Genomic DNA, 26,329 nt, shown 5'->3' with positions numbered 1-26,329 from the left:
GTCACGACGGCTATCGTGCGGCGCATGGGAGACGCGACCACCACGCTGAGCGACACGGACTTCGCCGCGCCCGTCGAGGACCGCTGGTACGAGGACTACGTGCCGGGCGCGGTCCACGAGTACGGCAGCATCACCATGACCGAGGAGGACATCCTCCGCTTCGCCGGCGAGTTCGACCCGCAGAGCATCCACACCGACCCGGGCGCCGCCGAACAGGGCCCCTTCGGCGGGCTGATCGCCAGCGGCTGGCACACCTGCGGCGTGATGATGCGCCTGTACGCCGAGCACTACGTCAGCCGGGTCGCGAGCCTCGCCTCACCCGGCGTCGACGAGCTGCGCTGGGTGCGGCCGGTCCGCCCGGGTGACCGTCTGTCCCTGCGTACGACCGTCCGATCGGCCCGCCTCTCCCGCTCCAAGCCGGACCGTGGCCTCGTCCACACCGGCATCGAGGTGCTCAACCAGCACGGCGAGACGGTGCTCACCATGACCGCGATGAACCTCCTGCTGCGCCGCCCGGACCCGGTCGAGGAGACCTCCGCGCCGTAACGGGGTACTCGACGGCCGCTGGGAAGGGAGGCGGCGGATGGGCGTTGTCACCCACTGGCTCGCGCATCTGCCCGGGCCCGTGGTCTACATCGTGGTCGTGGGCCTCGTCTTCGCCGAGGACGCGTTCTTCTTCGGGTTCGTCCTGCCCGGCGAGACCGCGGTGATCGTCGGCGGGCTGCTGGCCCGGCAGGGCGTGGTCGACCTGGTCTGGCTGGCCGTCGCCGTGGTCCTGGCCGCGATCGCCGGGGACGGCGTCGGATACGAGCTCGGCCGCCGCCTCGGCCCCCCGGTCCTGCACAGCCGCCCGCTGCGCCGGCACGCCCACGGCGCGGACAGGACGCGCGACCTGATCCGCCGGCGCGGCCCGGCGGCCGTCTTCATCGGCCGGTTCGTCGCCCTCTTCCGCTCCCTGGTCCCGGCGATGGCGGGCGCCTCCGGCATGCCGTACCGCCGCTTCTTCCTCTACAACGCGCTCGGCGGCCTGGTCTGGGGTGTCGGGAACGCCGTCCTCGGCTACGCGGCGGGCGCCGCCTATCAGCGGGCCGAGGGCCTGATCGGCAGGACCACGGCGCTGGTCGTGGCCGTGTTGGTGGTCGTGGCCCTGGTCGTCTGGCGGGTCCGCCGCCACCGCCGCGACCGCGAGGAGTGACGCGGGCGGCCACCAGGTCGCCGACGCCCTGGTGACCGCCCTGACCGAGTACCCCGTCAGACCTCGGACCGGTACAACCCGAACCGCGCGATCCTTACGGCACCCCGCGCACCCGTCACCCGTACCCGCCACCGCCGGGCCGTGACGGGCTTGGGCAGGAGCAGGATGCGGCTCGCGCCGATCGTTCCGGCCGCGGCCGCCCGCACCCAGGCGCCGTCGTGCCAGGCCTCGACGACGAAGCCCTCGACCTGCTGGCCGTGCCGGACGTCCTCGGCGAGACGGACGCGGTCCACCTCGTGCTCGGCGGCGAGATCGACCGTGACCGCGGCCGCGGTACGGGTCGTGCGGGCGCCCCGGGCCAGGTCGCGCGGGAGCTCGCGGTCGAGGCGGGCGCGGAACTCCCGCAGCCGGACGACGTCCGTGTCGTGCAGCCGGCCGGCCGTGTCCGGCGGGACGTTGAGCAGCAGGACCGAGTTGCGGCCCACCGAGCCGAACCAGATCCTCGTCAAGTCGTCCACGGACTTGGGGAGTTGGTCGGGGTGGTAGAACCAGCCGTCCCGGATGGACACATCGCACTCGGCGGGCCACCACTGCAGGTAGTCCGTCTTCGGCTGGGCGGTCACGAGCGCGTCGCGGCTGCCCTCGTCGGCGGTGTCGTACGACAGCGCCCAGTCGGTGCGCCCGTACTGGTTCTCCTTGACCGGGATGACGCTCCACTCGTTCTCGCGCGCCAGCCCGTCCTCGTTGCCGACCCAGCGCAGGTCGGGCCCGGTCACGGCGATCGCGGCGTCCGGGGCGAGGGCGCGGACCAGGGCGTACCAGCTGTCCCAGTCGTAGTTCTCCACCTTGTCGGGCGGGATGTGGCCCTGGGCGCCGTCGAACCACACCTCGTCGACCGGACCGTACTCGGTGAGCACCTCGTAGAGCGTGTTGAGCATGTGGGCGCCGTAGTCGGTCGCTCGGAGGGTGTGGTAGCGGTCCGGGGTGCGGTCGTCGCCCTCGGTGAGGGTGGGGATGGTTCGGGCGGTGCGGGCGCTGCCGTTGGCGTAGACGCCGTGCAGGTACTGGTTCTCGTCGGCGGGTGAGATGTAGACGCCGACCTTGAGGCCGTGGCGGCGCATGGAGTCGGCGAAGGAGCGCAGCACGTCGCCGTGGCCGCCCTCCCAACTGCTCGACGCCACCGAGTGGTCGGTGTAGCGGGAGGGGTAGAGGACGAAGCCGTCGTGGTGCTTGACCGTGAGGATCGCCAGCCTGAACCCGCCGTCACGCAGGGCGCGGGCCCACTGGTCGGTGTCCAGTCCGGTGGGCTGGAAGACGTTCGGGTCCTCGTCGCCGGTGCCCCATTCAAGGCCGGTGAAGGTGTTCACGCCGAAGTGCAGGAAGGCGGTCTGTTCCAGGGCCTGCCAGGCGATCTGCCGTGCGGTGGGCCGGACTTGGGAGGCCTTGCGGACCAGCTCCTCGGGGGTGTCGTCGGGGCTGACGGGGATGCGGGAGCGGTCACCGGGCGCACTCGCCGCGAACGCGGGAGGACCCGGTGCGGCGAGCGCGGAGACCGACGCGACGGCGGAGGTGACGAAGAGGCGTCTGGAGAGAGCCATGGGGGGATCGGACTCCTCGGTTTCAATGGGCGGTGAGGTGCCAGACGGCGGGTGGACGCTGGTCCGGCGGGTACTGGACGATCCGGCCGTCGTCGCTCACGGTCAGTGCCATCTGCGTGATCGCGTTGACGAGCTCGTAGCCGCCGGCGACACGGTTCACCTGCCAGCGCTGCACGGTGCTCGAGGCGTCACAGCTCTTCCAGGTCGCCTCGACGCCGGGCTGCAGGGGCGCGTTGAGCGTGAGCCTGCCACCGCTGATCTCCAGGCAGCCGTCGGGGGACCGCAGGCTCGCGTATCCGTCGGCGGTGCGGGCGAGTTCGGCCGTGAAGGTCTGTCCGGCGGCACGGAAGGTGTACGTGCCGTCCGCCACCGGAAGCCGCGTGAGGTCCCGCCAGGCGGGGGCGTGCCCGACCGCTGTCCCTCGTGCGGTGAACTCGGCGTATGTGGCGTCCGGGTGCGGGTCGCCCCAGGTGGCCTGCGCGATGTGCCGCAGCGCGGGCCAGAGTTCGACGGCGACCTCGTTCTCCGTCTCGCCGCTGCCGTTGTCCGGCCACAGGCTGATCTTCGCTCCGGTGATGCCCTTGCCGGTCGCCACCTTCTCGCCCTCGAAGCTGCGGGGGTCCCATCCCTGGTCGTACAGGGACCCGGTGTCGCTGTGGAACCCGCCGCGGACCAGGTACAGCGAGTAGGCGGCGTTCTCGACCTGGTAGCCCTGGGCGATGAGCGCGCTGGGCTTCACGGCGACGTTCAGCCAGTGCTCGACGGTCGTCCCGGCCGCCACCGGCACGGTGTTGGCGCCGGTCAGCCCGTCGTTCCAGATGCGCAGCCGCTTGCCCCTGCTCGCCGCGTAGGCCTGGACGCGGTTGACGAAGTCCACGTACGCGTCCTGCGGGGTGGCGTTCGGCCCGTACTTCTCCCGCGCGTACTTCAGCATCTGCGGGTACTTGGCGTAGTCGGAGCCGAGCATGTACTCGTCGGCGCCCATGTGCCAGGACTTCGCGGTGAAGACCTGCGCGTACTCGTCCATCAGGCCGGTGTAGTAGTCGAAGGCGGCCTGCTGGGTGACGTCGAGGCGGGCGGGCTGCTTGTTGCCGTCGGAGTCGGTGAGTTGCAGGTCCGGGCGGTTCTCGATCCACGGGTCCATGTGGCCCGGCGAGTTGATCTCCGGGATGATCTCCACGTGGTACCTGTCGCCGAGGGCGACGAGCCGGCGCATCTCGTCCTTGGTGTAGTAGCCCCAGGTGTTCGCCTCGGGATGCGCGTCGCTCTTGACCTTCAGTTCCAGGAGCAGCTGGTTGAGCTTGTTGTACGCCATCTCGCGCACCAGGTTCTCCAGCCAGGGCAGCGTGACGTGGACGTAGCAGGCGCACACGCCCACGCCCCGCTCCTTGTAGCGCGGCACGTCGACGGTCCGTCCCGCCGGTATCCGGTCGCCCTGCGCGAGGAGTTGGAGGATGGTGCGGCTGCCGTAGAAGGCGCCGGTCTCGGTGGCGCCGGTCACCGACAGCCGCTTGCCGACGGTGAGTTCGTAGCCCTCGGCGCCCAGCGCGCCGCGGGAGGGCTGTACGTCGACGACGATGTCCCCGGTGCGGGCGCCGCCCGGGACGACGGGGACGCTGCCGTGGCCCGCCGCGCGCAGATCGTCGGCGAGGGTGTCGGCGACCCGCCGCTCGGCCGGGCTGTCGGCGACCAGCCGGACACCCTTGCCGTACACGTAACTTCCCTGCGCTGCCGTCCAGTTGGCCAGCGCCGGCACGGTGACCGGTGCTGTCGGCTGTGCGTCCCGCGCGACCGCCCGGCCCGGCGCCACGAGCAACGTCAGGGCCGCCGTGACGCCGAGCAGCCGCAGGATTCTCTTCCTGACCTCACCCATGCCACTCCACCTTGAACACCCACACGTGCTGTCCCGCCTTACGGGCGGCCCCGGGTACGTCGATCACCAGCGCCCCCTTGCTGACAGATAGGGACTCATGAGCGGCTCCCATTCATCGGACGTCTGATCATTGGGCGGGCTCAAGAGACTGTCAATGACACCGGCGGGGAGGGCAGTTGCGCCATTGATCCGATGACCTGCGGGTCAGTGACCGGCGGCCCGTGAAAAGTCCAACAACACCGGTCCGAATGTCCAAGCGCCGGTGCTCTCGACGCCGGGCGCGCGGCGGGGCAGAGTGCACTCCATACTCACGAGTAGCCAACGCACCGCACTCCCGAGGAGCCCCCGTGACCAGCTGGGTCGGTCGGACCGCCGCCGAGATCGCCGCCGCCGTACGCGAGAAGCGGGCCACGCCGCGCGAGGTGGTGGCCGAACACCTCGAACGCATCGGGCGGCTCGACGGACGCGTCGGCGCCTTCCGGGTCGTACGGGCCGAGGAGGCGCTCGCCGAGGCCGACGAGGTGGGCGCGCGCGGCGATCTGGCCGAACTGCCGCTGGCCGGTGTGCCGGTGGCGGTCAAGGACAACCTCGCCGTGCGCGGCGAGTCGAACCGCGTCGGCTCGGCCGCGACGCCGGACACCCCGGCCGCAGAGGACCATGTCACGGTGGCCCGGCTGCGGGCGGCGGGCGCGGTGGTCGTGGGGCTGACGAACGTGCCCGAGCTGTGCGTCTTCGGCACCACCGAGGGCGTGCACGGCACCGCCCGCAACCCCTGGGACCTGGCCCGCACGGCGGGCGGCTCCTCCGGCGGCAGCGGCGCGGCGGTGGCCGCCGGCTTCACGCCGATCGCCCTCGGCAACGACGGCATGGGCTCCCTGCGCATCCCGGCCGCCAACTGCGGCCTGGTCACCATCAAACCGGGCTACGGCGTGGTGCCCGCGGGCATCGGCGACGGCGACTGGTTCGGCATGTCGGAGAACGGCCCGCTCGCCACGACGGTCGAGGACGCGCGTCTGATGCTGTCGGTCCTGGCGGACCCGGACGCGCTGCGGCCGTCCGAGCCGGGCATGCGCAGGGTCGCCGTGTCGCTGCGCAGTCCCCTGGTCGGCGTCACGGTCAGCCGGCCGTACGCCACCGCCGCCCGGGACGCCGCCGGGATCCTGATCAAGGCCGGCCACCAGGTGCGCCGCGCCGACCCGCCCTACCCCGCCTCGCTGAGCACGACCTCCCTCGCGCACTGGACGGCGGGCACGGCGGTGGACGCCCAGGGCCTCGACCGGCGTCTGCTGACCCGGCGCACCCGGGTGCACGCGGCCGTCGGCCGCCGCTTCCTGAGCTCCGTCCGGGGCGGTGACAGCCGGGATCGTCTGCGCCGCCGCATGGAGCCGTTCTTCGAGGAGTACGACGTCCTGCTGACCCCCGCGCTGGCCCGCCGCTCCCCCAAGGCGGTGGCCTGGCACGAGCGGGGCTGGCTGGCCAACATCCTCGCCAACACCACCTACTCGCCCCTGACGCCCCCGTGGAACCTCACCGGCTGGCCGGCGATGTCCGTCCCCTTCGGCGCCCTCCCCTCCGGCGCCCCCACCGCCGTCCAGCTCGTCGGCCGCCCCGGCTCGGAGGCGACCCTGCTGGAGGTGGCGCGGCAGCTGGAGAAGCTGCATCCGTGGCAGCGGACGGCACCGCTGGACTGAGAGTGCTGTTACGGTCCCTCACATGGCCGAACTGATCACTCCCACCGTACGGTTGCACTCCTCGTGGCTCGCCGCGCGTGACGAGTGGCCGGGTGCTCACCAGGACGGGGCCGGGCTCCGTCTGGTGGGTGACGAGGACCTCGACAGCCCGGAGGGGTTCGCCTCCTGGGTCGAGCGGCTGCGCCAGCAGGCGGACCGGTCGCTGCCGGTCGGAGAAGGGCGCGTGCACGCCAGCCACTGGTGGATCGTCGACGGCGGGACCTACCTCGGGGCGATCGACCTGCGGCACTATCTGAACGCCTTTCTCCTGAAGGGCGGCGGACACATCGGCTACAGCGTCCGGCCCTCCGCCAGAAGGCGCGGACTGGCCACCTGGGCGCTGGGAGCCGTTCTCCGCGAGGCGCCGGCGCTCGGTCTTGACCGGGTCCTGCTCACCTGCGACGACGGCAACGTCGGCTCGGCGCGCACCATCGAGAGCAACGGTGGTGTCCTGGAGGACGTACGCAGCACCGAGGCCGGGCTCAAGCGCCGCTACTGGATCGCTCTCACCTCCCGTTGAGGCGCACGCCCGGCGCCTCACGGCTCCTGCTCCTCACGCTCGTTCCTGCCGCCGTACCGCCTCGGGCGTCACCGGGGTGAAGAAGTTGATCAGGTTGCCGTCGGGGTCGCGGAAGAGGAGGGAGCGGTTGCCCCAGGGCATCGTCGTGGGCTTCTGGACGAACTCGACGCCCAGTGACTGAAGTCGGCGGTGTTCCGCGTCGACGTCGGCGACCCGGAACTCGGTGATCACCGTGTGGTTGGCGGCGGGGCGGGCGGTGTCGGCGCCGAAGAGGGCAACCGTGCGCTCGCTCGCGACGGCCAGGGTGCAGCACGGCGTGACGAGTTCGGCGAAGTCCGGCGTCGACCAGGTCGCCGGGGCGGCGGTGACCTGCTCGTAGAAGGCGACGAGGCGGGCGACGTCCTGGGTGATCACTCGGATCGAGACGAAGTTCATGAGTGCTCCTGTCAGAAAGGTGCCGGATGAGGGCACGCCCCGAACGCTAGGACCGATACCGGACAGGTTCCGCCCGGTATACGAGGCAGACTTGCCGGGTGACGACATCGACCGCCCGGGTGCTCGCCCTGCTGGAGATCCTTCAGGGAGGCGGCACCCGCACCGTCCCCGACCTGGCCGCCCGCCTCGGCGTCGACGAACGCACCGTCCGCCGCTACGCCGGCCACCTGCTGGAACTCGGCGTGCCGGTCGAGTCGGTGCGCGGCCGCTACGGCGGCTACCGGATCGCCCCCGGCTACCGCATGCCGCCGCTGATGCTCACCGACGAGGAGGCGCTGGCCGTGCTGCTCGGTCTGCTGGCCGCCCGGCGCACCGGGCTGGTCCCCGCGTCCGCCGCGGCCGGTGAGAGCGCGGCGGCGAAACTGCGCCGCGTCCTGCCGAAGCCCCTCGGCCGGCGGCTCTCGGCGCTGCTGGACACGGCCGGCTTCACCGCGCCGGCCCGTCCCGGCACCGGGCCGGAGACGGACGTCCTGCTCGGACTCGCCGAGGCCGCGCTGCACCGGCACCCGGTGGAGATCACCTACACCGACCGGCACGGCCGCGAGAGCGAGCGGACCGTGCTGCCGTACGGCCTCGTCGCCCACTTGGGACACTGGTACCTGACCGCCGGCGACCCGGGCGCCGATGACGGGGAGACCCGTACCTTCCGGCTGGACCGCATCGCCGCCATGACCGTCCGGCCCGGATCCTTCGACGTCCCGAGGGCGTTCGATCCGGTGGCCGCCGTGCAGGAGGGCCTCGCACGGACGCCGTGGAGGCACGAGGTGTCCCTGCGGGTCCGCGCCGACGTCGGGCACGTCCGCGCCCACCTCCCCGCCCACCTCGCCACCGTGTCCCCGCTCCCGGACACCGACGCCGAACACACGGGCTGGGTCCGCGTCCGGATCCGGGCGGAACGCCTGGAGTGGATTCCGCCCGTCCTGGCGGCCCTGGACCGCCCGTTCGTCATCGAGCGTCCCACGGAGCTGCGCGTGCTCGTGCAGGCGCTGGCCGACCGCCTCCATGAGCACGCGAGCGCCGACTAGCGTGCCGACGGAAACCCACTGGAAAGCGGGGCGCCCGCCCTGCTTCCATGGCCGCATGGTGTCCACCGACCGTCTGTTCGCCTTCGCCGCGCTGTCCTTCCTGCTGATCGTGATCCCCGGTCCGAGCGTCCTGTTCGTGATCGGGCGGGCGCTCGCGCAGGGGCGCCGGGCGGCGCTGATCACCGTCGTGGGCAACACGCTCGGCGCCTATCTGCTGGTCGTGGCCGTGGCGGTCGGGATCGGGTCCGTGGTGGAGCGCTCGGTGCTCGTCTTCACGCTGCTCAAGCTGGCCGGTGCCGCTTATCTGGTGTACCTCGGCGTCAGGGCGTGGCGTGCGCGCGGTTCGCTGCGGGCCGCTTTCACGGGCGCGGAGGCGGTGCCCCACAGCGGACCGCGCACCTTCTGGGAGGGGTTCGCGGTCGGCGTGACCAACCCCAAGACCATCGTGTTCTTCGCCGCCGTACTGCCCCAGTTCGTCGAGCCCGACCGCGGGCACGTCACCCCGCAGATGCTGCTGCTCGGCCTGGTCTTCAACGCCATCGCGCTCGCGTCCGACAGCGCCTGGGGGCTGGTGGCCGCCACCGCGCGCGACTGGTTCGCCCGCTCCCCGCGCCGCCTCTCCCTGGTCGGCGGGGTGGGCGGCCTGACGATGATCGGCCTGGGCGTGACCGTGGCGGTGACGGGCCGCAAGGACTGACCGCGAGCAGTGGGGGTCCTACAGCGCCCGGTACATGATGTGCAGGCCCACCCTGCCGTGTCTCGGGTGGTCGAAGGCCTCCGGTACGGTGCCCAGGATCGTGAAGCCGAGGGACAGCCACAGCTTGACCGCGGGGTTGGTCTCCACGACCGCGTTGAAGACCATGCCGCGATAGCCGTCCGCCCGGGCCTCGGCCAGGACGTGCTCGGCGAGGGCGCGGCCGATGCCGCGGCCCGCGTGGGCGGGGTCGACCATGAAGCCGGCGTTGGCGATGCGGGCGGCGGGGCCGCCGTAGTTGGGGGTGACGAAGGCCGAGGCGACGATCGCGCCGGTCTCGTCCTCGACGACGAAGACCCGCTTGGCGGGCCCCATCCACAAGGACCGGGCCACCTCCTCGGAGGTGTCCCGGTCCCAGGTGTAGGTCTCGCCGGCGGCGACGACACGGTGCCAGAAAGGCCAGATGCGCGGCCAGTCCGCGGCCGCGGCTTGTCTGATCTGCATGGGCGTGAGTCTGTCACGCCCATGCGGTCGGCGATCGCGAGGTTCCTGCTCGCGCGACGTCAGTCGACGCTGGGCAGGATGTGCGGCTCGGCGAGGTCGTCCTCGTAGCCCGCCAGGCGGATGGGGGCGGACCGGGCCCACACGTCGAGGCTGCCGAGTTCGCCGGGCCGGCGGCCTGCGCGCTCCGTGCGTTCCTTGGGGCGCTGTTCGCGATTCGTCTTCTCCGGTGTCACCGCGCACTCCTTATGTGTCGGGTCACCCTCGGGGCGTGCCGGCCACTTCACGGTCCGGCTCCTGACGCCCGCTCGGGTGTGAGTCGAAAGCAGTTCGGACGCGGTGGCGCCGGTAACTCGTGTGAGAACAGGCCCTTGTCTGCCGGCCCGCCCCGGGACGGACATGGGTGTGGGTGGGACCCGGTGGTGCTGTCCGTCGGCTCCAGATTAACCAAATGAGCGGCCCCCCGCTCTATGGGGCCTGAAAACTTGGCGTTACCGTTGCAAGTCGCCCTGTTTGCTCCGTTCCTTCCTGTCACTCGTTCGGCCCAAGGGCGTGCCGAACGCCAACGCCCGTTCCATTCTTGGTCGCAAGACCTTCCGGGAGGGGGCCGTCATGGCGTCCGTCACCTTCGACAAGGTCACCCGGCGCTTTCCGTCGGGCGGCCGGCCGGCCGTCGACTCGCTCGACCTCGAGATCGAGGACGGTGAGTTCATGGTGCTGCTCGGACCCTCCGGGTGCGGAAAGTCGACCTGTCTGCGTCTGCTCGCCGGGCTGGAGGACGTCGACTCGGGATCCATCCACATCGGCGTCCGGGACGTCACCCATCTTCCGCCGGGAGACCGCGACATCGCGATGGTGTTCCAGAACTACGCGCTGTACCCGCATTTGTCGGCTGCCGACAACATCGGCTTCGCCCTGCGCGTCGCCCACATGCCGAGGCTCCACGCCCGGCAGCGGGTGCGGTTCGCGGCCTCCGTGCTCGACATCGAGGACTACCTCGGGCGCCGGCCGAGGACCCTGTCGGGCGGCGAGCGGCAGCGGGTGGCGACGGGGCGGGCGCTGGTACGGGACCCGCGGGCGTATCTGATGGACGAGCCGCTGTCCAACCTCGACGCCCGACTGCGGGTGGAGACCCGTACGCAGATCGTCCGGATGCAGCACCACCTCGGCATCACCACGCTCTATGTCACCCACGACCAGATCGAGGCGATGGCCATGGGCGACCGGCTGGCGGTGCTCAGGAACGGGGTGCTGCAGCAGGTGGGCAGACCCAGGGACGTCTTCGCGCGCCCGGCCAACACCTTCGTGGGCGGCTTCGTCGGCTCGCCCGCGATGAACCTGTTCCGGCTGCCGCTGTCCGGGCACGGGGTGCGGCTCGACGGTCTGGAGGTGCCGCTTCCCCGGACGACCCTGCGGGCGGCCGCAGCCGAGGGGGCGGACGCGATGGTGCTCGGCGTCCGGCCCGAGGGCTTCCGGGTGCTCTCGGCCGAGGACGAGTCGAGCCCCGCCCTGGACCTGGTGGTCGAGTCCGTCGAGGACACCGGCGCCGCCGTGTTCGTCCACGCGTCCGCGGGGAACCTGGGGCACGTCGTCGTCCGTCTCCCCGGCCGGCCCACGCACGGCAGGGGCGCGCGGCTGCGGGTGAGCGTCCACGGCGACGACGTGCACGCCTTCTCCGCGGTGACGGGAGAACGCCTTCCCCCATGACATCTCGGTGGACATATTCATACCCCCAGGGGGTACAGTCGCGTGGACTGGTGTCACACCGAAGGGCTGGGACCTCATGGACGCGATCCTCCACGCGCTGTCCATCACCGGATCGATGACCTGGGAGATCACCTGGGCCCTGGTGCTGGGCTTCGCGCTGTCCGCCGTCGTCCAGGCGGTCGTGCGCCGCGCCACGATCGTCCGGCTGCTCGGCGACGACCGGCCCCGCACCCTGACCCTCGCCGCGGGCCTGGGCGCCGCCTCCTCGTCCTGTTCCTACGCGGCGGTCGCGCTCGCCCGCTCCCTGTTCCGCAAGGGCGCGGACTTCACCGCGGCGATGGCCTTCGAGATCGCCTCGACCAACCTGGTCGTCGAACTGGGCGTGATCCTGGCCCTGTTGATGGGCTGGCAGTTCACCCTGGCGGAGTTCACCGGCGGCCCGGTGATGATCGTCCTGCTCGCCGTGCTGTTCCGGATCTTCCTGCGTGAGCGTCTGCTGCGCCAGGCCCGCGAGCAGGCCGAGCGCGGGATCGCCGGATCCATGGAGGGCCATGCCGGGATGGACATGTCGGTGGGCGGCGAGGGGTCGTTCGCACGGCGGCTGCTGTCCCGGAACGGGTTCACCTCCGTCTCCCACGTGTTCGTCATGGAGTGGGCGGCGATCCTGCGGGACCTGGTGGTGGGGCTGCTCATCGCGGGGGCGATCGCGGCCTGGGTGCCCGACTCCTTCTGGCAGTCCTTCTTCCTGGAGGGCCATCCCCTCGCCGCGAAGATCGTCGGCCCGCTGCTGGGCCCGCTGGTGGCGATCGCCTCGTTCGTCTGCTCCATCGGGAACGTGCCGCTGGCGGTGGTGCTGTGGAAGGGCGGCATCAGCTTCGGCGGGGTGGTCGCGTTCATCTTCGCCGACCTGCTGATCCTGCCGATCCTGAACATCTACCGGAAGTACTACGGGCCGCGCATGACGGCCTTCCTGCTGGCGACCTTCTATGCGGCGACGGTCCTCGCCGGTTACGTGGTGGAGCTCGTCTTCGGCGGCCTCGGCCTCGTCCCGGACCAGAGCAGCGCGAAGATCCCCGACGAGGGCGTCTCCTGGAACTACACGACCTGGCTCAACATCGTCTTCCTGCTGCTCGCGGCGGTGCTGGTGTGGCGCTTCGCCCGCACGGCAGGGGCCGCGATGCTGCGGATGATGGGCGGGGCACCCGGCGACGCCGACGCGCAGCACGGGCACGAGCACGGCGACGGGCACCGCGAGCACTCAGCACCCGCGCATCACGAGCCTCAGGAGCATCACACGCACGGGCATCACACGCACCAGGACCCTCAGACGCAGCAGGACGGCCATCACGGACCGCACTGAAGTGGCCACGCAGTTCAAGTCCCGTTGGCCGAATCGAAACACGGCCATGATCTGCTGACGGACGGCAACGGCTTGTCCGGCGGGAGGACTGACGCATGGAGCTGCGCAGTGTCGAAGAGCTGATGGATCTGCTGCACGCCTGCCGGCACCAGCACGCGCTGCGCACCGCCGCGCTGCTGCGCCGCAGCCGGCCCGCCGACAAGGAACTCCAGGTGGCGGGCCTGGTGCAGGACATCGGACAGCTGATCTGCCCCGGCGACGAACGCCTCGGCACCGAGCGCGCCGCCGAGGCCGTACGGCCCCTGCTGGGCGAGCGGGTCTACCGTCTCGTACGCCGGCGCGGTCCCGCCCACGACGACGACCTCCTCAGGCTGCGGCTGGCGGACGAGGAGAGCCGGACCGCGGGCCTGGACGCCGGGGTCCTGGAGGACTGGCGCACGGTCCTGGAACTCGTCGCCGCGCGCAACTCCCGTCTCGGGGCTGTCGACTGACGGTCCGTCATGAGACGGTACGGCGATGACGTCGTCGTACGCGCAGGACGGGCTGAAGGGCAGGGCCGCCGTCGTCACCGGTGGGACGCGCGGCATCGGGCGGGCGGTGGCCGAGCGGCTGGCCGCCGCCGGGGCGCGGGTGTGCGTGACCGCGCGGGACGCGGAGGAGGTGCGGCGCGCGGCCGCCGAGCTGGACGGCATCGGCGTGAGCGGCAGCGTGGCCGATCCGGGGCATCTGCGGGAGGTCGTCGAGGCCGCCATGAGCGCGTTCGGCCGGATCGACGTCGTGGTGAACAACGCGGCGACGAACCAGCCGTACGGGCCGCTCATGGACGCCGACCCCGACGCGTGGGCCGCCGCCTTCACGGTGAACGTCGAGGCTCCGCTCAGGCTGGTGCAGGGGGCCTGGCGGGCGTGGATGCGGGAGCACGGCGGCGCGGTCGTCAACGTCTGCACGGAGGGGGCGGAGCACGTGGGGCCGAACGTCGGGGCCTACGGCACCAGCAAGGCGGCCCTGCTGCACCTCACCCGGCAGCTCGCGGGCGAACTGGCGCCGAAGGTGCGGGTCAACGCGGTCTCCCCCGGTCTGGTGCGCACCGAGATGGCCCGGTTCGTGTGGGAGCCGGGCGAGGAGCGGCTGGCCGCCGGGCTGCCGCTCGGGCGGATCGGCGAGCCGGACGACATCGCGCGGGCCGTGGTGTGGCTGGCCTCGGACGCGGCCGACTGGATCACCGGCGCCGATCTGCTGGTGGACGGGGGCACTCGCGTCAGGACGGCGCACTCCGGGCCGGAGTACGCCGTCCACGACCGGCTTCGCTCATACGCACCACCTCGCTCATGACGGTGGCTGTGGCTCCCTCACGGGAACAGCGCGATACCCAGGAGGATCACCAGGACGATGCAGGCGACGAGTGCGACCGTGGCCCACGTGCCGCGGTGCCTCACCGGGCTCGCTTCGCCGCCGCCGGAGCCGCGCGGCCGGTCCTCGGGCAGTTCGGCGTTGTCGGGGCGGTCGTTGCCGTAGAACTGTTCGTCGGTCGGATACCGATTGCGCGGGTCGTCGTGCGCTCGCGGATCAACACCGTGTGGACTGCTCATGGTCACTCCCTGACGCGGTTGTCACCAGGGGCGGGTTCCCGGTGGGCGCCGGGCCACACGCACGCTCGCGGATCACCACTTACCGGGCGCGTAGTCCTTCAGGAAGACGCCGTACAGGTCCTCGCCCTGTTCGCCGCGCACAATCGGATCGTAGACCCGCGCGGCCCCGTCGACCAGGTCGAGCGGTGCGTGGAAGCCCTCCTCGGCCAGGCGCAGCTTGTCGTAGTGGGGCCGCTCGTCGGTGATCCAGCCGGTGTCGACCGAGGTCATCAGGATGCCGTCGGTCTCGAACATCTCCTGGCCGCTGGTCCGGGTCACCATGTTCATGGCGGCCTTGGCGGCGTTGGTGTTCGGATGGCCCGCGCCCTTGTAGCCGCGGCCGAAGACGCCCTCCATCGCGGACACGTTCACGATGTAGGCCCGCTTGCCGGGGGCCCGGCGCGCGGCCTCGGCCATCGCCGGGCGCAGCTTGCTGATCAGGATGAACGGCGCCGTGTAGTTGCACAGCTGCGTCTCGAGCAGCTCCACCGGGGAGATCTGCTCGATCGTCTGCACCCAGGTGTTGGTCTCGACGACGTCCGGGACCAGGCCGCCGGCGTCGATGGCGGTGCCGTCGAGGTGCCGGGCGACGCTGGCGTTGCCGGCGACCAGGGCGAGGTCGGCGACCTTCTGGGCGTCGAGGCCGCTGGTGCCGAGGGGCAGTGCGGCGAGGCCGTCGACCGCGCCGGAGTTGAAGGCGCCGATGACGTGGTGGGCGGGCAGCTCCCCGGCGGGCAGCGGGGCGCTCTCGCCGTCGAGCAGGGCCGCGTACGCGGTGGGCAGGCGGCGCACGGTCTGGGTCGCGTTGTTGATCAGGATGTCCAGCGGGCCGTTCTCGGCGACCTGGTCGGCCAGGGCCACGGCCTGCGCCGGGTCGCGCAGGTCGATGCCGACGACCTCCAGGCGGTGCAGCCACTGCGCCGAGTCGTCCATGGCCTTGAAGCGGCGGATGGCGTCCTTGGGGAAACGGGTGGTGATCGTGGTGTGCGCGCCGTCGCGCAGCAGGCGCAGCGCGATGTACATGCCGATCTTGGCGCGGCCGCCGGTGAGCAGGGCCCGCTTGCCGGTGAGGTCGGCGCGGGCGTCGCGCTTGCCGCGGTTGAGCCGGGCGCAGTCGGGACAGAGCTGGTGGTAGAAGTAGTCGACCTCGACGAACCGGGTCTTGCAGGTGTAGCAGGAGCGCGGGCGCTGGAGTATCCCCGCGATCCTGCCCTCCTCGGTGGCCGAGGACGGCAGGATGCCCTCGGTCTCGTCGTCGATGCGCTGGGCGGAGCCGGTCGCGGTGGCCTCGGTGACCGCCTTGTCGTGCGCGGTCTTGGCGGCCCGGCGCTCCTGGCGGCGGCGCTGCTTCACCGTGCGGTAGATGCCGGCGGTGGCCCGGCGCACGGCGATCGCGTCGGGGTGGTCGACCTCCAGCCTGTCGAGCTCCTCCAGCACGCTGAGGCAGACGGCGAGCCGCTCGGGGTCGATGCCGGGCCCGTACACGACCTCGTCCGTGGCCGCCGGGCCGTCCTGTGTCACCGTCATCGCGCTGCCGTTTCCCTGATCACCGAGCGGCGCTCCGATCGCACCCGCTGTCGAAGGGTGGATTTTACGGAGCGCCGCCCCGGTCCTCCAAACGCGGCCTGATCAGGAACCGCACGCCGTGATGAGGGTCTCGACCTCCGCGGTGAGAGCCGCGGCCAGGCGGTCGAGGTCCGGTACCGCCTTGGCGTCGGCGACGAGGCCGTAGTGGACGTGGCCGCGGTAGGTGGAGACGGCGACCGCCAGGGCCTGGCCGCGGGCCAGCGGGGCGAGCGGGTAGACCTCGGTGACCGGGTTGCCGCCGAGCTTCAGTCCGATGCTGGGCAGCGGGACGCTGGTGACCAGGATGTCGAACCAGAGCCGGGCGGCCTGGCCGGCCAGCGGGCCGCCGAGCCTGAGGCCCAGCGGCGGCACATGGTCGGCGAGCAGCGCGACGGCGCCCGCGCCCCGGTTGGGCCCGGCGTCCTTGTTCCGGTCCATCGCCGTGCGCACCGTGCCGAGCCGGCCGAGCGGGTCGGGGTCGTCGACCGGGAGCCGTATCACGTAGCCGGAGAGCCGGTTGCCCTGCGGGGTGGCGGTGCGCGGGCGGCGCCTGGAGACCGGGATCAGGGCGCGCGGCCGGACGCCCTCGCTGCCGTCGCCGCGCTCGTCGAGCCAGCGGCGCAGGGCGCCCGCGACGACCGCGATGAGCACGTCGTTGACGGTGCCGCCCTCGGACTTGCGGACGCGGTGCACGTCGTCGAGGTCGATCACGACACCGGCGGTGCGGCGCGTGCCGGTGGGCTCGGCGGCCAGCGCCGAGGAGGAGCGCACGCCCAGTCCGGACACGGCGAGGGACGCGCCGATGTCGAGCGCTCGCCCGGCGTCGGACACGGCGCCCCTCACGAGCTCCGGCAGTCTGCGCACGTCGGGCAGGAGACCGCGGCGGGGCTCCTGGGGGCGCGGCCTGCGCTCGGGCAGGTCCATGGGGTCCAGGACGGCGGCGGCGAGCGTCAGCGCCCGCAGCCCGTCGGCCAGGGCGTGGTGGAACTTGAAGAGCACGGCGAAGGAGACCCCGTCCTCCCCGGGCAGCACATGGGCCTCCCAGGGCGGCCGGCCGCGCTCCAGCGGACGCTCCAGCAGCCGGCCCGCCACCGCGTGGAAGTCGGCGGTGGGGGCGTGCAGCCGGACGTGGTGCAGGGGGTCGAAGCGGGGGTCGGGTTCGCGGGTGGCCCCGCCGAAGGCCAGCGGCCGGAAGGAGAAGGGCTGCCATACGTCCCTGATCCGCATCCGCAGCCCGGGCACCGCCGCGGCCCGGGCGGCGAGCAGGTCGGCGGCATGGGCGCCCGCGGTCGGGGAGTGGGCCGAGAAGACCCCGAGGGCACCGAGGTGCATGGGGTGCTCGGCGGACTCGATGTTCCAGAACGCCAGGTCGAGAGGAGCGAGCAGGTCAGAAGTCAATGGCTTGCCTCGCGTCGACGAAGGGTGAGCCAGCAGTCAACCTCCGACAAGCGATTACGGTCAAGTACGATCAAGCTACGCACAGTTAACAACGGATTAAGTCCCGCCCCTTGGGGAGGGGCGGGACTCATGAGACACCTGTGGTTACTTCAGGGCGGGGGGCGCCGCCTGGGCCGAGGTACCCCACTCAGACGGGTGCGGGCCGACCGTGAACGACAGCGAGCGCAGGGAGCGCAGCCCACCAGTCGTCAGGTAGGTCCGGTCGTACGTCTTTCCGTCCGCGCGGGCCGACTGGATGTAGCGGTCGGTGCCGGAGGTGCCGGGTGCGGTGACGGTCAGGGCGCCGTGCGGGTAGTAGCGCCGGTCCAGGGTCAGGTCGACCCGGTCGAAGACCGGCGTGGACAGGCCCCAGGTGTCGTAGCCGGGCTGCACCGGGAAGATCCCGATCGACGACAGCACGTTCCAGGCGGACATGGTGCCGAGGTCGTCGTTCCCGGTCATGCCGGTCGGGGTGTCGGTGAACAGGGTCAGCGCCGCGTGCACGACGTCGGTGGTCTTCCAGGGCTGACCGGTCGACAGATACGTGTACGGGGCGATGAGGTCGGGCTCGTTCTGCGGGTTGTACTTGTCGGCGTTGTAGTAGTCGTAGGGCCCGTTGACCCACACCTCGCGGGCCGTCCTCGCCGGGTCGGCGAGCAGCTGGTCGTAGGCGAAGAAGGAGTCCAGCCGGGCGTTGGCCGCCTGCTCGCCGCCGATCAGGGAGACCATCCCGGGCAGGTCCTGCGGCACCAGCCACTGGTACTGCCAGGACGTGCCCTCGTGGAAGCCCTCGCTCTGCGCCGGGTCGGCCGGGCCGGTGAAGGCGCCGGAGGCGTCACGGGCGCGGAAGAAGCCGGTCGAGGGGTCGAAGACGTTCCGGTAGCTCTGGGCGCGGGCGGCATAGCGGGCCGCGTCCGCCGGATGGCCGAGGTCGCGGGCCATCCGGGCGAGCATCGCGTCCGACAGGGCGTACTCCAGGGTGGCCGAGGCCCCGTGGTCGTAGTCCGAGTCGCCGGGCTTCACGTGCGGCCGGCCCTTGATGTACGGGGCGAAGCCCTCGGCGATGTACTCCTTGTTCGCCTCCCGTCCGACCGCCGGGGAGTCCGCGGGCGGCACCCCGTCGGCGTTGCGCTTCAGCGCCCGGTAGGCCCGCTCCTCGTATCCTCCCGGCCCCTTGAGCAGTCCCTGCTGGTAGGCGTTGGTCAGGAAGGGGGTGACCGGGTCGCCGGTCATGATGTTCGTCTCGACCGTGCCGTAGCCCCACTTGGGCAGCCAGCCGCTCTCCTCGGAGATCCTGATGACCGAGACCGCCATGTCCCGGGCCTCGCGCGGCGCGAGCAGGGACAGCAGCTGGGACTGCGTGCGGTAGGTGTCCCACAGGGACCAGTTCTGGTAGTAGGTGAAGCCGTCGGCGCGGTGGATCCGCTGGTCCCAGCCGGTGTAGCGGCCGTCGGCGTCGCTGCCGACGTTGGGCGCGAGGAAGGACCGGTACAGGGACGAGTAGAAGGTCCGCCGCAGGCTGTCGTCGCCGCCCTTGACGCGTACGTCGTCGAGCCGGTCCTCCCAGGCCCGCTGCGCTCCGTGGCGTACGGCGTCGAAGGAACGTCCGCCCTCGGCGCGGAGGTTGACGGCCGCGCCGTGCGCGTCGACGTAGGACAGGGCGGTGGTCGCCTCGACGGTGCGGTCCTTCGTCGTGTCGAAGCGGACGTAGGCGCCGCCCCGGCCGGTCGTCGCGCCCGCGGTCACGGTCGGGCCGTCCCAGGTGCCGTACGCGGTGAAGGGCCGGTCGAAGCGGGTGATCGTGTAGACGGTGTAGGGCTTGGTGTCCTGGCAGAAGCCGCGGCCCGTGATGGCGGTGCGCACGGTGCGGTTGTCGAGGATCTCGACCTTGGAGGAGACGCCGGTGTGCAGCGACTGGGCCGCGTTGAGCAGGACGTTGGCCCTCTCGGTGGCCGGGAAGGTGTAGCGCTGCACGCCGGTGCGCCGGGTCGCCGTCAGCTCGGCCCTGATGCCGGTCCTCAGGCCGACCTCGTAGTAGCCGGGGCTCGCCGTCTCGTCGTCGTGGCTGAACTCGGCCGCGTACCGGGCGTAGTCGGTCTCGGTGACGTCACCGGTGGTGGGCAGGACCGGCAGGTCGCCGCCGAGGCCGCAGCCGACGCCCGACAGATGCACCAGGGAGAAGCCGCGGATGTGGTTCTGGGAGTAGTCGTAGCCGGTGTTGTGGCCGGTGTCGGGTGAGAACTGCACCATGCCGAAGGGCACGGCGGCACCGGGGTAGGTGTTGCCCTCGTTCTCGGTGCCGATGAACGGGTTGACCAGGCCGGTCAGTTGAGCGTCGCTCGGCTCTGCGGCCCGGGCGGTGACGGGAGCGGCGAACAGCGCGGACGCCGCCACCACCCCCGCCGTGCACAGGCGCAGGCGCCGGGTCCATCTCATGTCGGGGGTCCTCCGGAAGGGGTGAAGGGTCACGGAAGGGTGAGGAGTCACGAAAGGGTGAGGGGTCAGGTGGTCGAGGGGCACCCGGCGGGGACCGCCCGGGAAGCGTCGCTGATCAGGGCCCGCTGTGCGGCGCGCACACGCCGGGCGTCCGGCTTGAGCGCCTCGCGGTCGTAGGTGAGCAGGCCGTTCAGCTCGCCCTCGACGTCCGAGATCTGCGTGTAGACCGCGCCGTTGCCGCCCTTGCAGGCGAGGGCGCGCACCTCGGTGAGCTTGGCGAGGTAGTCGTCGGTGTAGGTCGCCGGGTCGACGTCGACGTACGACTGCTGCACGGACCAGGCGTGACCGGGCACTGCCAGTCCCAGGCCGCCGTACTCGCCGCTGACCAGGGCGCGTCGGCCGTCCGGGCGGGGTGGCAGGGCGGGGCTGGGATAGCCGTGCTCGTCCATGATGTCGCCGGTGCCGCCGTCGGCCCCGAGGTTCAGCCCCGACATGGAGTTGACCAGCCGGGACGGGTCCCAGGCCTTGGCCTGGTCGGCGATGCGGGCCATGTCGTACTGGCCCCAGCCCTCGTTGAAGGTGACCCACATGACCACCGACGGGCTGCTGACGTGCTCGTCGATGATCTGCTTCATCTCCCGCTCGAACTCGGCGCGGGCGGCGGGCGACGGGTCCACCCCGGCCGTCATCGCGGGCATGTCCTGCCACACCATCAGGCCCAGCCGGTCGGCCCAGTAGAACCAGCGGTCCGGCTCGACCTTGATGTGCTTGCGCACGGCGTTGAAGCCGAGCCGCTTGTGCACCTTCAGGTCGTACGCCAGGGCCTCGTCGGTCGGGGCGGTGTAGAGGCCGTCGGGCCAGAAGCCCTGGTCGAGAGTGGCCATCATGAAGACCGGCTCGCCGTTGAGGAGGGTGCGCGGGACGCCGTTCACCCTCTCGACGGAGATCGAGCGCATCCCGAAGTAGCTGCCGACGCGGTCGGCGCCGACGGTGACCTTCAGGCCGTAGAGGAAGGGATCGTCGGGCGACCACAGACGCGGTTTGTCGAGGGTGAGCGTGAGCGGGCCGCCGGTACGGCCGCGTGCCGTGGCGACCGCGCGCCTGCCGTCGTACGCCGTCGCCGTGATCGGTACGCCGGCGCGCACGCCCCGCGCCTCCACCGTCAGCCGGCTCTTCGCGACGTCGGGGACGAGCTTCAGCGCGTCCACGTGGTCGGGCGTGACCGGTTCCATCCACACCGTCTGCCAGATGCCCGAGGTCGGTGTGTACCAGATGCCGCTCGGGTCCAGGCGCTGCTTGCCGAGCGGCGGGTTCTCGCCGTCGGCCGCGTCGGTGGGGTCGTACACGCCGACGATCAGTTCCTGGGTGCGGCCCGGCTTCAGCGCGTCGGTGATGTCGGCGCTGAACTTGTCGTAGCCGCCCTGGTGTTCGGTGACCTTGGTGCCGTTGACGTAGACCTCGGCCCGCCAGTCGACGGCCCCGAAGTTGAGCCGCAGCCGCTTGCCCGAGCCGATCCGCCAGCCGGCGGGGACGGTGAAGGTGCGGCGGTACCACATGCGGTCCTCGTGCCGTTCCAGGCCGGAGAGCTGGGACTCGACGGGGTACGGGACGAGGATGTGCTCGGCGAGGTTCCTGCCGACCGGCGGCCGCTCCCCCGCCGTCGCCGCGGCGAACTGCCAACGCCCGTTCAGATTGCGCCAGTCGGCGCGGGTCAGCTGCGGTCGCGGGTATTCGGGATGGGCGTTGTCCGGGCCCACCTGGTCGGCCCATCTCGTGCGCAGTTCATGGGTGGAGCGGTTGGGGCCGCTGGACCAGAACGCCTTGACAACGTTGCCGTCCGCGCGGGTGAGTCCGCCCTCGCCGTCGTAGCGGACGTCGGCGGTGCCGCGGGCCGTGCCGGTCTTGTTGCCGACGACAGGCTGCGTCAGCGGGATCAGGAGCGCCCGGCTGTCGGCGGGGTCCAACTGGGCGGTTCCCAAAGGCCACTTGGCGCCGCCGATCACCGCCTGGAGGTGGCCGGTGAGGCCGGCCGGGGGTGCGGCGAGGGGCTGGGCGAAGTCGAGCCTCAGGGTGCGGCCGGTGACGAGGACGGTGGTGGCGACGGCGCCGTCGTAGTCGAAGCCGTCGGGCAGCCGGAACGCGGACTGCGGGACGGGCGCCTTGGTGCCGCCGGGCTCGGTCCAGCGCAGGTGGAGGTTGGAGCCGCCGTAGTGCTCGAAGTACTCGACCTTGATGTCGTAGGCCCGTCCGGCCGTCAAGTCGACCGGCTCTGCGGTCTGTTCGGTGTCCCAGTCGTCCACCCAGTGGTCGATGACGAGCTGCCCGCCGATCCAGAGGCGGAAGCCGTTGTCGCCGATGATCGAGAAGGTGTGCGGACCGGTCCTCTCCGGGACGATCTTTCCGGTCCAGCGGACGCTGACGTCGTCGGACTGCCCGGTGGTGAACGCCAGGCGCGGCTCGAGGTTGTCGAAGTCGAGGTTCGGGTCGAAGCCGGTCGCCCTGAGCTCGTGGAAGTCGAAAGCGCCGGGCGCGGATTGGGTGTAGTACTCGCCCTTCAGGCCGTGGACCTCCACCGGGTCGACGGCGGCGGTCGCGGCCGGGACGGCGGCGAGCCCGGCGATGCCGAGCGCGAGGGCCAGAAGTAACGCGAGTCGGTCTCTGAGGCGTGCCAGGTGCACGGAAACCTCCATAACAACGTTGTCATGGACAGCAGTTGGCATGACAACACGGATTCCGCATCGCGTCCAGGGACATGACAAGACCGTGCCCCGGTGGCCGGGCCGCGAGACCGGCGGAGAATGGGACAAGGGGTCGATCTCCGCGGGAAGAAGGCGAGACAGATGTCGAAGGTATCCAGGGAGACGGCCTCCCAGGGCGGCGACTTCGGAATCGTGCTGGACCGGTCCGAGGAGCTGGACGACTACACGGTGGACTTCATCACCTTCCGCGAGAACGTCGACCACACACCGTTGCTCCGGGGGCTGCCCGACGACCAGTGCCAGTGCCCGCACTGGGGCTACGTCTTCAAGGGGCAGCTGACCTTCCACTACACGGACCGCGACGAGGTCTACGGCGAGGGTGACGCGTACTACGCGCCACCCGGGCATGTTCCCGTGCACACCGCACCGGGCACCGAGGCCCTGCAGTTCAGCCCGACCCGGGAGGTGCGGCCCACCAGCGAGGCCATCATGAAGAACTTCCAGGCGATGCGGGAGTCCTCCGGCTGACCCTCCCGCCCGCTACGACACCACCTGCCCCTTCCCGAGGGCGATCACCCCGCCCTTGGAGACGGTGTACAGCTCCGCGTCCCGTTCCGGGTTGACGCCGATCGTCGCGCCCGGCGGCACCTCGACGTTCTTGTCCAGGACCGCACCGCGCACGATGGCACCGCGCCCGATGTGGACGTTGTCGTGCAGCACCGAGCCCTGCACCACCGCGCCCGGGTCCACCAGGACACCCGGCGACAGCACGGAGCGGGTGACCTGGCCGCGGATCAGGCAGCCGGCGCTGATGATGGACTCGCTGGCGATGCCGCCCGCGTTGAACCGGGCCGGGGAGAGCTGGTTGGAGTGGGTGTAGATGGGCCACTGCCGGTTGTAGAGGTTGAAGGCGGGCCGCTCGGCGATCAGGTCCATGTGGGCGTCGTAGTACGCGTCCAGGGTGCCCACGTCCCGCCAGTAGCCGCGGTCCCGGGTGGTCTCGCCGGGCACGTGGTTGGCGCTGAAGTCGTACAGCTGGGCCTCGCCCCGCTCGGTGAGCTGGGGCAGGATCGAGCCGCCCATGTCGTGCACGGAGTGCTCGTCCTCGGCGTCCCGCTGCAGTGCCTCGATCAGCGCCTTGGTGGTGAAGATGTAGTTGCCCATGGAGGCGAACACGCACTCCGGGTCGTCCGCGAGGCCCGGCGGGTCGGCGGGCTTCTCCAGGAAGCGCTCCACCGTCAGCCCGTCCGAGCCCGGGGTGATCACCCCGAACTGCGAGGACTCCGAGCGCGGCACCCGGATACCGGCCACCGTGACGCCCGCCCCGCTCTCGATGTGCTGGGCGAGCATCTGGCGCGGGTCCATCCGGTAGACGTGGTCGGCGCCGAACACCACCACGTACTCGGGCCGCTCGTCGTAGATCAGGTTCAGCGACTGCAGGATCGCGTCCGCGCTGCCCAGGTACCAGCGCGGGCCGAGCCGCTGCTGGGCCGGGACCGGGGTCACGTAGTTGCCGAGCAGACTGGACATCCGCCAGGTGGTGGTGATGTGCCGGTCCAGCGAGTGCGACTTGTACTGCGTCAGCACACAGACGCGCAGGATGTCGCCGTTGACGAGGTTGGACAGGACGAAATCGACGAGACGGTACGTCCCGCCGAAGGTGACCGCTGGTTTCGCGCGGTCGGCTGTCAGGGGCATCAGGCGTTTGCCTTCTCCGCCCGCAAGGACGATGCCGAGCACCGAAGGTCCGCCACGACGCATGGCCGCTCCCCTCACCGTGGTTGATCCATGCCTGCCCCTGGGCGAGGCGGAGTAAGCCTGTTCGAAGAACTCCAGGGAACTCCCGGCCGTTCTATTCCTGTTTGAGGATCTCTTCGTAAAGCCCGACGGTACGGCGGGCGACGGCGTCCCAGCCGAACTCCTCCACCGCGCGCACCCGCCCGGCCTCACCCATCCGCCGGGCACCCTCAGGATCGCCGATCACGGCATCCAGTGCCCGCGCGAGGCTCGCCTCGAAGTCGTCGTCCACCGCGACGAGTACCCCGGTACGGCCGTCGTCCACGACCTCGGGGATGCCGCCCACCCGGGAGGCCACCACGGGCGTGCCGCAGGCCATCGCCTCCAGGTTCACGATGCCGAGGGGCTCGTACACCGACGGGCAGACGAACACCGCCGCATGGGTGAGCAGCTGGATCACCTCCGGCCGCGGCAGCATCTGCGGGATCCAGTGCACGCCCGCGCGGACCCGGCTCAGCTCCTGGTAGAGATCACGGAACTCCTGGTCGATCTCCGGTGTGTCCGGCGCCCCCGCGCACAGCACGACCTGCGCGGCCGGATCGATGTCCCGCACGGCCCGCAGCAGGTGCGGCACGCCCTTCTGGCGGGTGATCCGGCCGACGAACAGGATGAAGGGCCGGGTGCGGTCCAGGCCGATCCGGTCGAGCACGTCGGTGCCGTGGTCGGGGCGGTAGAGCGTGGTGTCGATGCCGTTGTGCACGATGTGGACCTTGGCCGGATCCAGCGTCGGGTAGCAGGTGAGGATGTCCTCGCGCATGGCCCCGGACACGGCGATCACGGCGTCCGCGCTCTCGATCGCGGTCCGCTCGGCCCAGCTGGAGAGCGCGTAACCGCCGCCGAGCTGCTCGGCCTTCCAGGGGCGCAGCGGCTCCAGCGAGTGGGCGGTCATCACGTGCGGGACGCCGTACAGCATCTTGGCGAGGTGGCCGCCGAGGTTGGCGTACCAGGTGTGGGAGTGCACCAGCTCGCGGCCTTCGAGGCCGGCGGCCATGGCGAGGTCCACGGAGAAGGTGCGCAGCGCGTCGTTGGCGGTGTCCAGGGCGGCCCAGGAGCGGTGGCGTACGACGCCCACCCCGCGGCCCTCGCCCCAGCAGTGCACCTCGAGGTCGACCAGGGAGCTCAACTCCCGGGCGAGGAACTCGACATGGACCCCCGCGCCGCCGTACACGTCCGGCGGGTACTCCCGGGTCAGCAGTCCGACTCGCACCCGCAACTCCCTGTTTCGGCGACCGGTTCCTTCATGGTCACCCAGATGAGCCGCGCGCGGAAGAGCGCGGGGCTCGTGTGAAGCAACAGTCACCGCACACTCCCCCGCCGGGCACCCGGTAGTAGAGGCAGCAGCTGCGGCGCCGGAGGGTGTCGGTGAGGGCGCCGGCCAGAAGGGGGTGGGCGAGGAGCGCGGCGGTGAGGGAGCGGGTGCGGGCGGCGGCTTCCCCGTCGCCTCGCGAGCGGGCCCAGTGGTCCAGTTGGCGTGCGGTTCCGGCCAGTGCGGAGGCCGCGTTGCCCCACAGCAGGCCGGGGGCGACGCGGTGGTGGGCGCGCAGGGCCGTGGCGAGGGGGTCGAGGTGGCCGTGCAGGACGACGTCCGCGATCGTCGCGGGGTCGGCGGGCCGGGGGCGGACCTCGCAGAGCCAGAGGTCGTCGGGGGCGCTCGCGCCGGGGTCCCAGCGCAGCAGCCCGGGGGCGAGGTCGGGGACGCGGCCGTAGCGGGCCGCGCAGCCGAGGGTGACCGACCAGAGCCGGGCGGCGAGCCCCTGCTGGGCCACGGAGGCGGCGATCCGCGGCTCCGGGGCGCGCAGTGCGGCGGCGACCCTCTCCACCCGGAAAGTCAGCGTATTTCCGTAAACCTCCGAAGGGCGGTTTTCGTACGTCTGCGCGAGACTGGGAAGCGGCGTCGCCGGTCCCGCGCCCACGCGCAGGACGAAGAAGCCGCCCAGCGCTTCGAGCGCGGCGAGATCGGGGTCGAGGTCGGGCTCCGGGTCCACGAACAGCAGTAGTACCAAGGTCCCCAGGGGTTCCTCCCAGGGGGTCTCCACCCAGGGTCACCCACCCTGGGGAGGACAGTGCC

At 71.6% G+C, this 26,329-nt stretch carries 24 protein-coding genes; 11 read left to right on the top strand and 13 right to left on the bottom strand.

Going from position 1 to position 26,329, the window contains the following annotated elements:
* Positions 1 to 24: 24 nt before the first annotated feature.
* Together MKW14_RS03670 and MKW14_RS03665 are read left to right on the top strand one after the other, a co-directional pair.
* Positions 25 to 546 carry a MaoC family dehydratase gene (locus tag MKW14_RS03670; protein WP_240858743.1) on the top strand — a complete coding sequence of 174 codons (522 nt, stop codon included), beginning with the start codon at positions 25 to 27 and terminating at the stop codon, positions 544 to 546.
* A 37-nt stretch (positions 547 to 583) separates the two neighbouring features.
* Positions 584 to 1,195 (top strand): DedA family protein, encoded by a 612-nt coding sequence (locus MKW14_RS03665; protein ID WP_240858741.1) that lies wholly within the window; start codon positions 584 to 586, stop codon positions 1,193 to 1,195.
* A 56-nt stretch (positions 1,196 to 1,251) separates the two neighbouring features.
* Here the strand turns inward: MKW14_RS03665 and MKW14_RS03660 are convergent, their stop codons facing one another.
* A complete protein-coding gene (locus MKW14_RS03660; RefSeq protein ID WP_240858739.1) occupies positions 1,252 to 2,793 on the bottom strand; it encodes an alpha-L-fucosidase in 1,542 nt (513 codons plus the stop codon).
* A 22-nt stretch (positions 2,794 to 2,815) separates the two neighbouring features.
* Complete coding sequence (locus MKW14_RS03655; RefSeq protein ID WP_240858737.1) at positions 2,816 to 4,666, bottom strand: glycoside hydrolase family 20 protein; 1,851 nt, start codon at positions 4,664 to 4,666, stop codon at positions 2,816 to 2,818.
* Between the two features lie 347 nt (positions 4,667 to 5,013).
* Here MKW14_RS03655 and MKW14_RS03650 point away from each other — a divergent pair, with 347 nt between their 5' ends.
* Complete coding sequence (locus tag MKW14_RS03650; protein WP_240858736.1) at positions 5,014 to 6,357, top strand: amidase; 1,344 nt, start codon at positions 5,014 to 5,016, stop codon at positions 6,355 to 6,357.
* Between the two features lie 22 nt (positions 6,358 to 6,379).
* A complete protein-coding gene (locus tag MKW14_RS03645) occupies positions 6,380 to 6,916 on the top strand; it encodes a GNAT family N-acetyltransferase (RefSeq protein ID WP_240858735.1) in 537 nt (178 codons plus the stop codon).
* A 33-nt stretch (positions 6,917 to 6,949) separates the two neighbouring features.
* Here the strand turns inward: MKW14_RS03645 and MKW14_RS03640 are convergent, their stop codons facing one another.
* Positions 6,950 to 7,351 (bottom strand): VOC family protein, encoded by a 402-nt coding sequence (locus MKW14_RS03640; RefSeq protein ID WP_240858734.1) that lies wholly within the window; start codon positions 7,349 to 7,351, stop codon positions 6,950 to 6,952.
* Between the two features lie 98 nt (positions 7,352 to 7,449).
* Between MKW14_RS03640 and MKW14_RS03635 the strand changes: the two genes are divergently transcribed.
* The gene (locus MKW14_RS03635; RefSeq protein WP_240858733.1) at positions 7,450 to 8,436 is read left to right on the top strand and encodes a helix-turn-helix transcriptional regulator; all 987 of its coding nucleotides are present in this window, start codon (positions 7,450 to 7,452) and stop codon (positions 8,434 to 8,436) included.
* Between the two features lie 55 nt (positions 8,437 to 8,491).
* Positions 8,492 to 9,133, top strand: coding sequence for a LysE family translocator (locus tag MKW14_RS03630; protein ID WP_240858732.1), 642 nt, complete (start codon positions 8,492 to 8,494; stop codon positions 9,131 to 9,133).
* 18 nt (positions 9,134 to 9,151) lie between these two features.
* Here MKW14_RS03630 and MKW14_RS03625 read toward each other — a convergent pair whose 3' ends face one another.
* Complete coding sequence (locus MKW14_RS03625) at positions 9,152 to 9,634, bottom strand: GNAT family N-acetyltransferase (RefSeq protein WP_240858731.1); 483 nt, start codon at positions 9,632 to 9,634, stop codon at positions 9,152 to 9,154.
* Positions 9,635 to 9,693: 59 nt separating this feature from the next.
* Positions 9,694 to 9,918: a hypothetical protein gene (locus MKW14_RS03620; RefSeq protein ID WP_240858947.1), complete on the bottom strand. Its 225-nt coding sequence runs from the start codon at positions 9,916 to 9,918 to the stop codon at positions 9,694 to 9,696.
* 325 nt (positions 9,919 to 10,243) lie between these two features.
* On the opposite strand from MKW14_RS03620, the gene MKW14_RS03615 reads away from it, so the two are divergent.
* The 4 genes from MKW14_RS03615 to MKW14_RS03600 all read left to right on the top strand — a co-directional run bounded on the left by MKW14_RS03615 (position 10,244) and on the right by MKW14_RS03600 (position 14,030).
* The gene (locus MKW14_RS03615) at positions 10,244 to 11,338 is read left to right on the top strand and encodes an ABC transporter ATP-binding protein (protein WP_240858729.1); all 1,095 of its coding nucleotides are present in this window, start codon (positions 10,244 to 10,246) and stop codon (positions 11,336 to 11,338) included.
* Positions 11,339 to 11,414: 76 nt separating this feature from the next.
* Positions 11,415 to 12,698 carry a permease gene (locus MKW14_RS03610; RefSeq protein WP_240858727.1) on the top strand — a complete coding sequence of 428 codons (1,284 nt, stop codon included), beginning with the start codon at positions 11,415 to 11,417 and terminating at the stop codon, positions 12,696 to 12,698.
* A gap of 95 nt (positions 12,699 to 12,793) precedes the next feature.
* Entirely contained in the window at positions 12,794 to 13,189 is a 396-nt protein-coding gene (locus MKW14_RS03605) for a hypothetical protein (protein WP_240858726.1), read from the top strand.
* Between the two features lie 25 nt (positions 13,190 to 13,214).
* Positions 13,215 to 14,030 carry an SDR family oxidoreductase gene (locus MKW14_RS03600; RefSeq protein WP_240858725.1) on the top strand — a complete coding sequence of 272 codons (816 nt, stop codon included), beginning with the start codon at positions 13,215 to 13,217 and terminating at the stop codon, positions 14,028 to 14,030.
* A 17-nt stretch (positions 14,031 to 14,047) separates the two neighbouring features.
* Here the strand turns inward: MKW14_RS03600 and MKW14_RS03595 are convergent, their stop codons facing one another.
* From MKW14_RS03595 to MKW14_RS03575, 5 genes are all read right to left on the bottom strand, one after another.
* A complete protein-coding gene (locus MKW14_RS03595; RefSeq protein ID WP_240858723.1) occupies positions 14,048 to 14,287 on the bottom strand; it encodes a hypothetical protein in 240 nt (79 codons plus the stop codon).
* A gap of 72 nt (positions 14,288 to 14,359) precedes the next feature.
* On the bottom strand, positions 14,360 to 15,853 hold the full coding sequence (locus MKW14_RS03590) for an SDR family NAD(P)-dependent oxidoreductase (RefSeq protein ID WP_240858722.1): 1,494 nt from the start codon (positions 15,851 to 15,853) through the stop codon (positions 14,360 to 14,362).
* 102 nt (positions 15,854 to 15,955) lie between these two features.
* Positions 15,956 to 17,290 (bottom strand): wax ester/triacylglycerol synthase family O-acyltransferase, encoded by a 1,335-nt coding sequence (locus tag MKW14_RS03585; RefSeq protein ID WP_240858720.1) that lies wholly within the window; start codon positions 17,288 to 17,290, stop codon positions 15,956 to 15,958.
* 144 nt (positions 17,291 to 17,434) lie between these two features.
* Positions 17,435 to 19,765, bottom strand: a complete 2,331-nt coding sequence (locus MKW14_RS03580; RefSeq protein WP_240858718.1) for a GH92 family glycosyl hydrolase — start codon at positions 19,763 to 19,765, stop codon at positions 17,435 to 17,437.
* A gap of 65 nt (positions 19,766 to 19,830) precedes the next feature.
* A complete protein-coding gene (locus MKW14_RS03575; RefSeq protein WP_240858716.1) occupies positions 19,831 to 22,443 on the bottom strand; it encodes a PA14 domain-containing protein in 2,613 nt (870 codons plus the stop codon).
* Between the two features lie 162 nt (positions 22,444 to 22,605).
* Here MKW14_RS03575 and MKW14_RS03570 point away from each other — a divergent pair, with 162 nt between their 5' ends.
* Positions 22,606 to 22,992 carry a cupin domain-containing protein gene (locus MKW14_RS03570; RefSeq protein WP_240858715.1) on the top strand — a complete coding sequence of 129 codons (387 nt, stop codon included), beginning with the start codon at positions 22,606 to 22,608 and terminating at the stop codon, positions 22,990 to 22,992.
* Between the two features lie 12 nt (positions 22,993 to 23,004).
* On the opposite strand, the gene glgC is transcribed toward MKW14_RS03570, so the two are convergent.
* From glgC to MKW14_RS03555, 3 genes are all read right to left on the bottom strand, one after another.
* Positions 23,005 to 24,225 (bottom strand): glucose-1-phosphate adenylyltransferase, encoded by a 1,221-nt coding sequence (glgC, locus tag MKW14_RS03565; protein WP_240858714.1) that lies wholly within the window; start codon positions 24,223 to 24,225, stop codon positions 23,005 to 23,007.
* 91 nt (positions 24,226 to 24,316) lie between these two features.
* A complete protein-coding gene (glgA, locus tag MKW14_RS03560; protein WP_240858713.1) occupies positions 24,317 to 25,468 on the bottom strand; it encodes a glycogen synthase in 1,152 nt (383 codons plus the stop codon).
* A 37-nt stretch (positions 25,469 to 25,505) separates the two neighbouring features.
* Positions 25,506 to 26,264, bottom strand: coding sequence for a (2Fe-2S)-binding protein (locus MKW14_RS03555; protein WP_240858712.1), 759 nt, complete (start codon positions 26,262 to 26,264; stop codon positions 25,506 to 25,508).
* Between the last annotated feature and the right edge of the window lie 65 nt (positions 26,265 to 26,329).

It is taken from the genome of Streptomyces gilvus, from assembly GCF_022513565.1.
Lineage (GTDB): Bacteria > Actinomycetota > Actinomycetes > Streptomycetales > Streptomycetaceae > Streptomyces > Streptomyces gilvus.
This window is presented reverse-complemented; position numbering and strand designations above follow the sequence as displayed.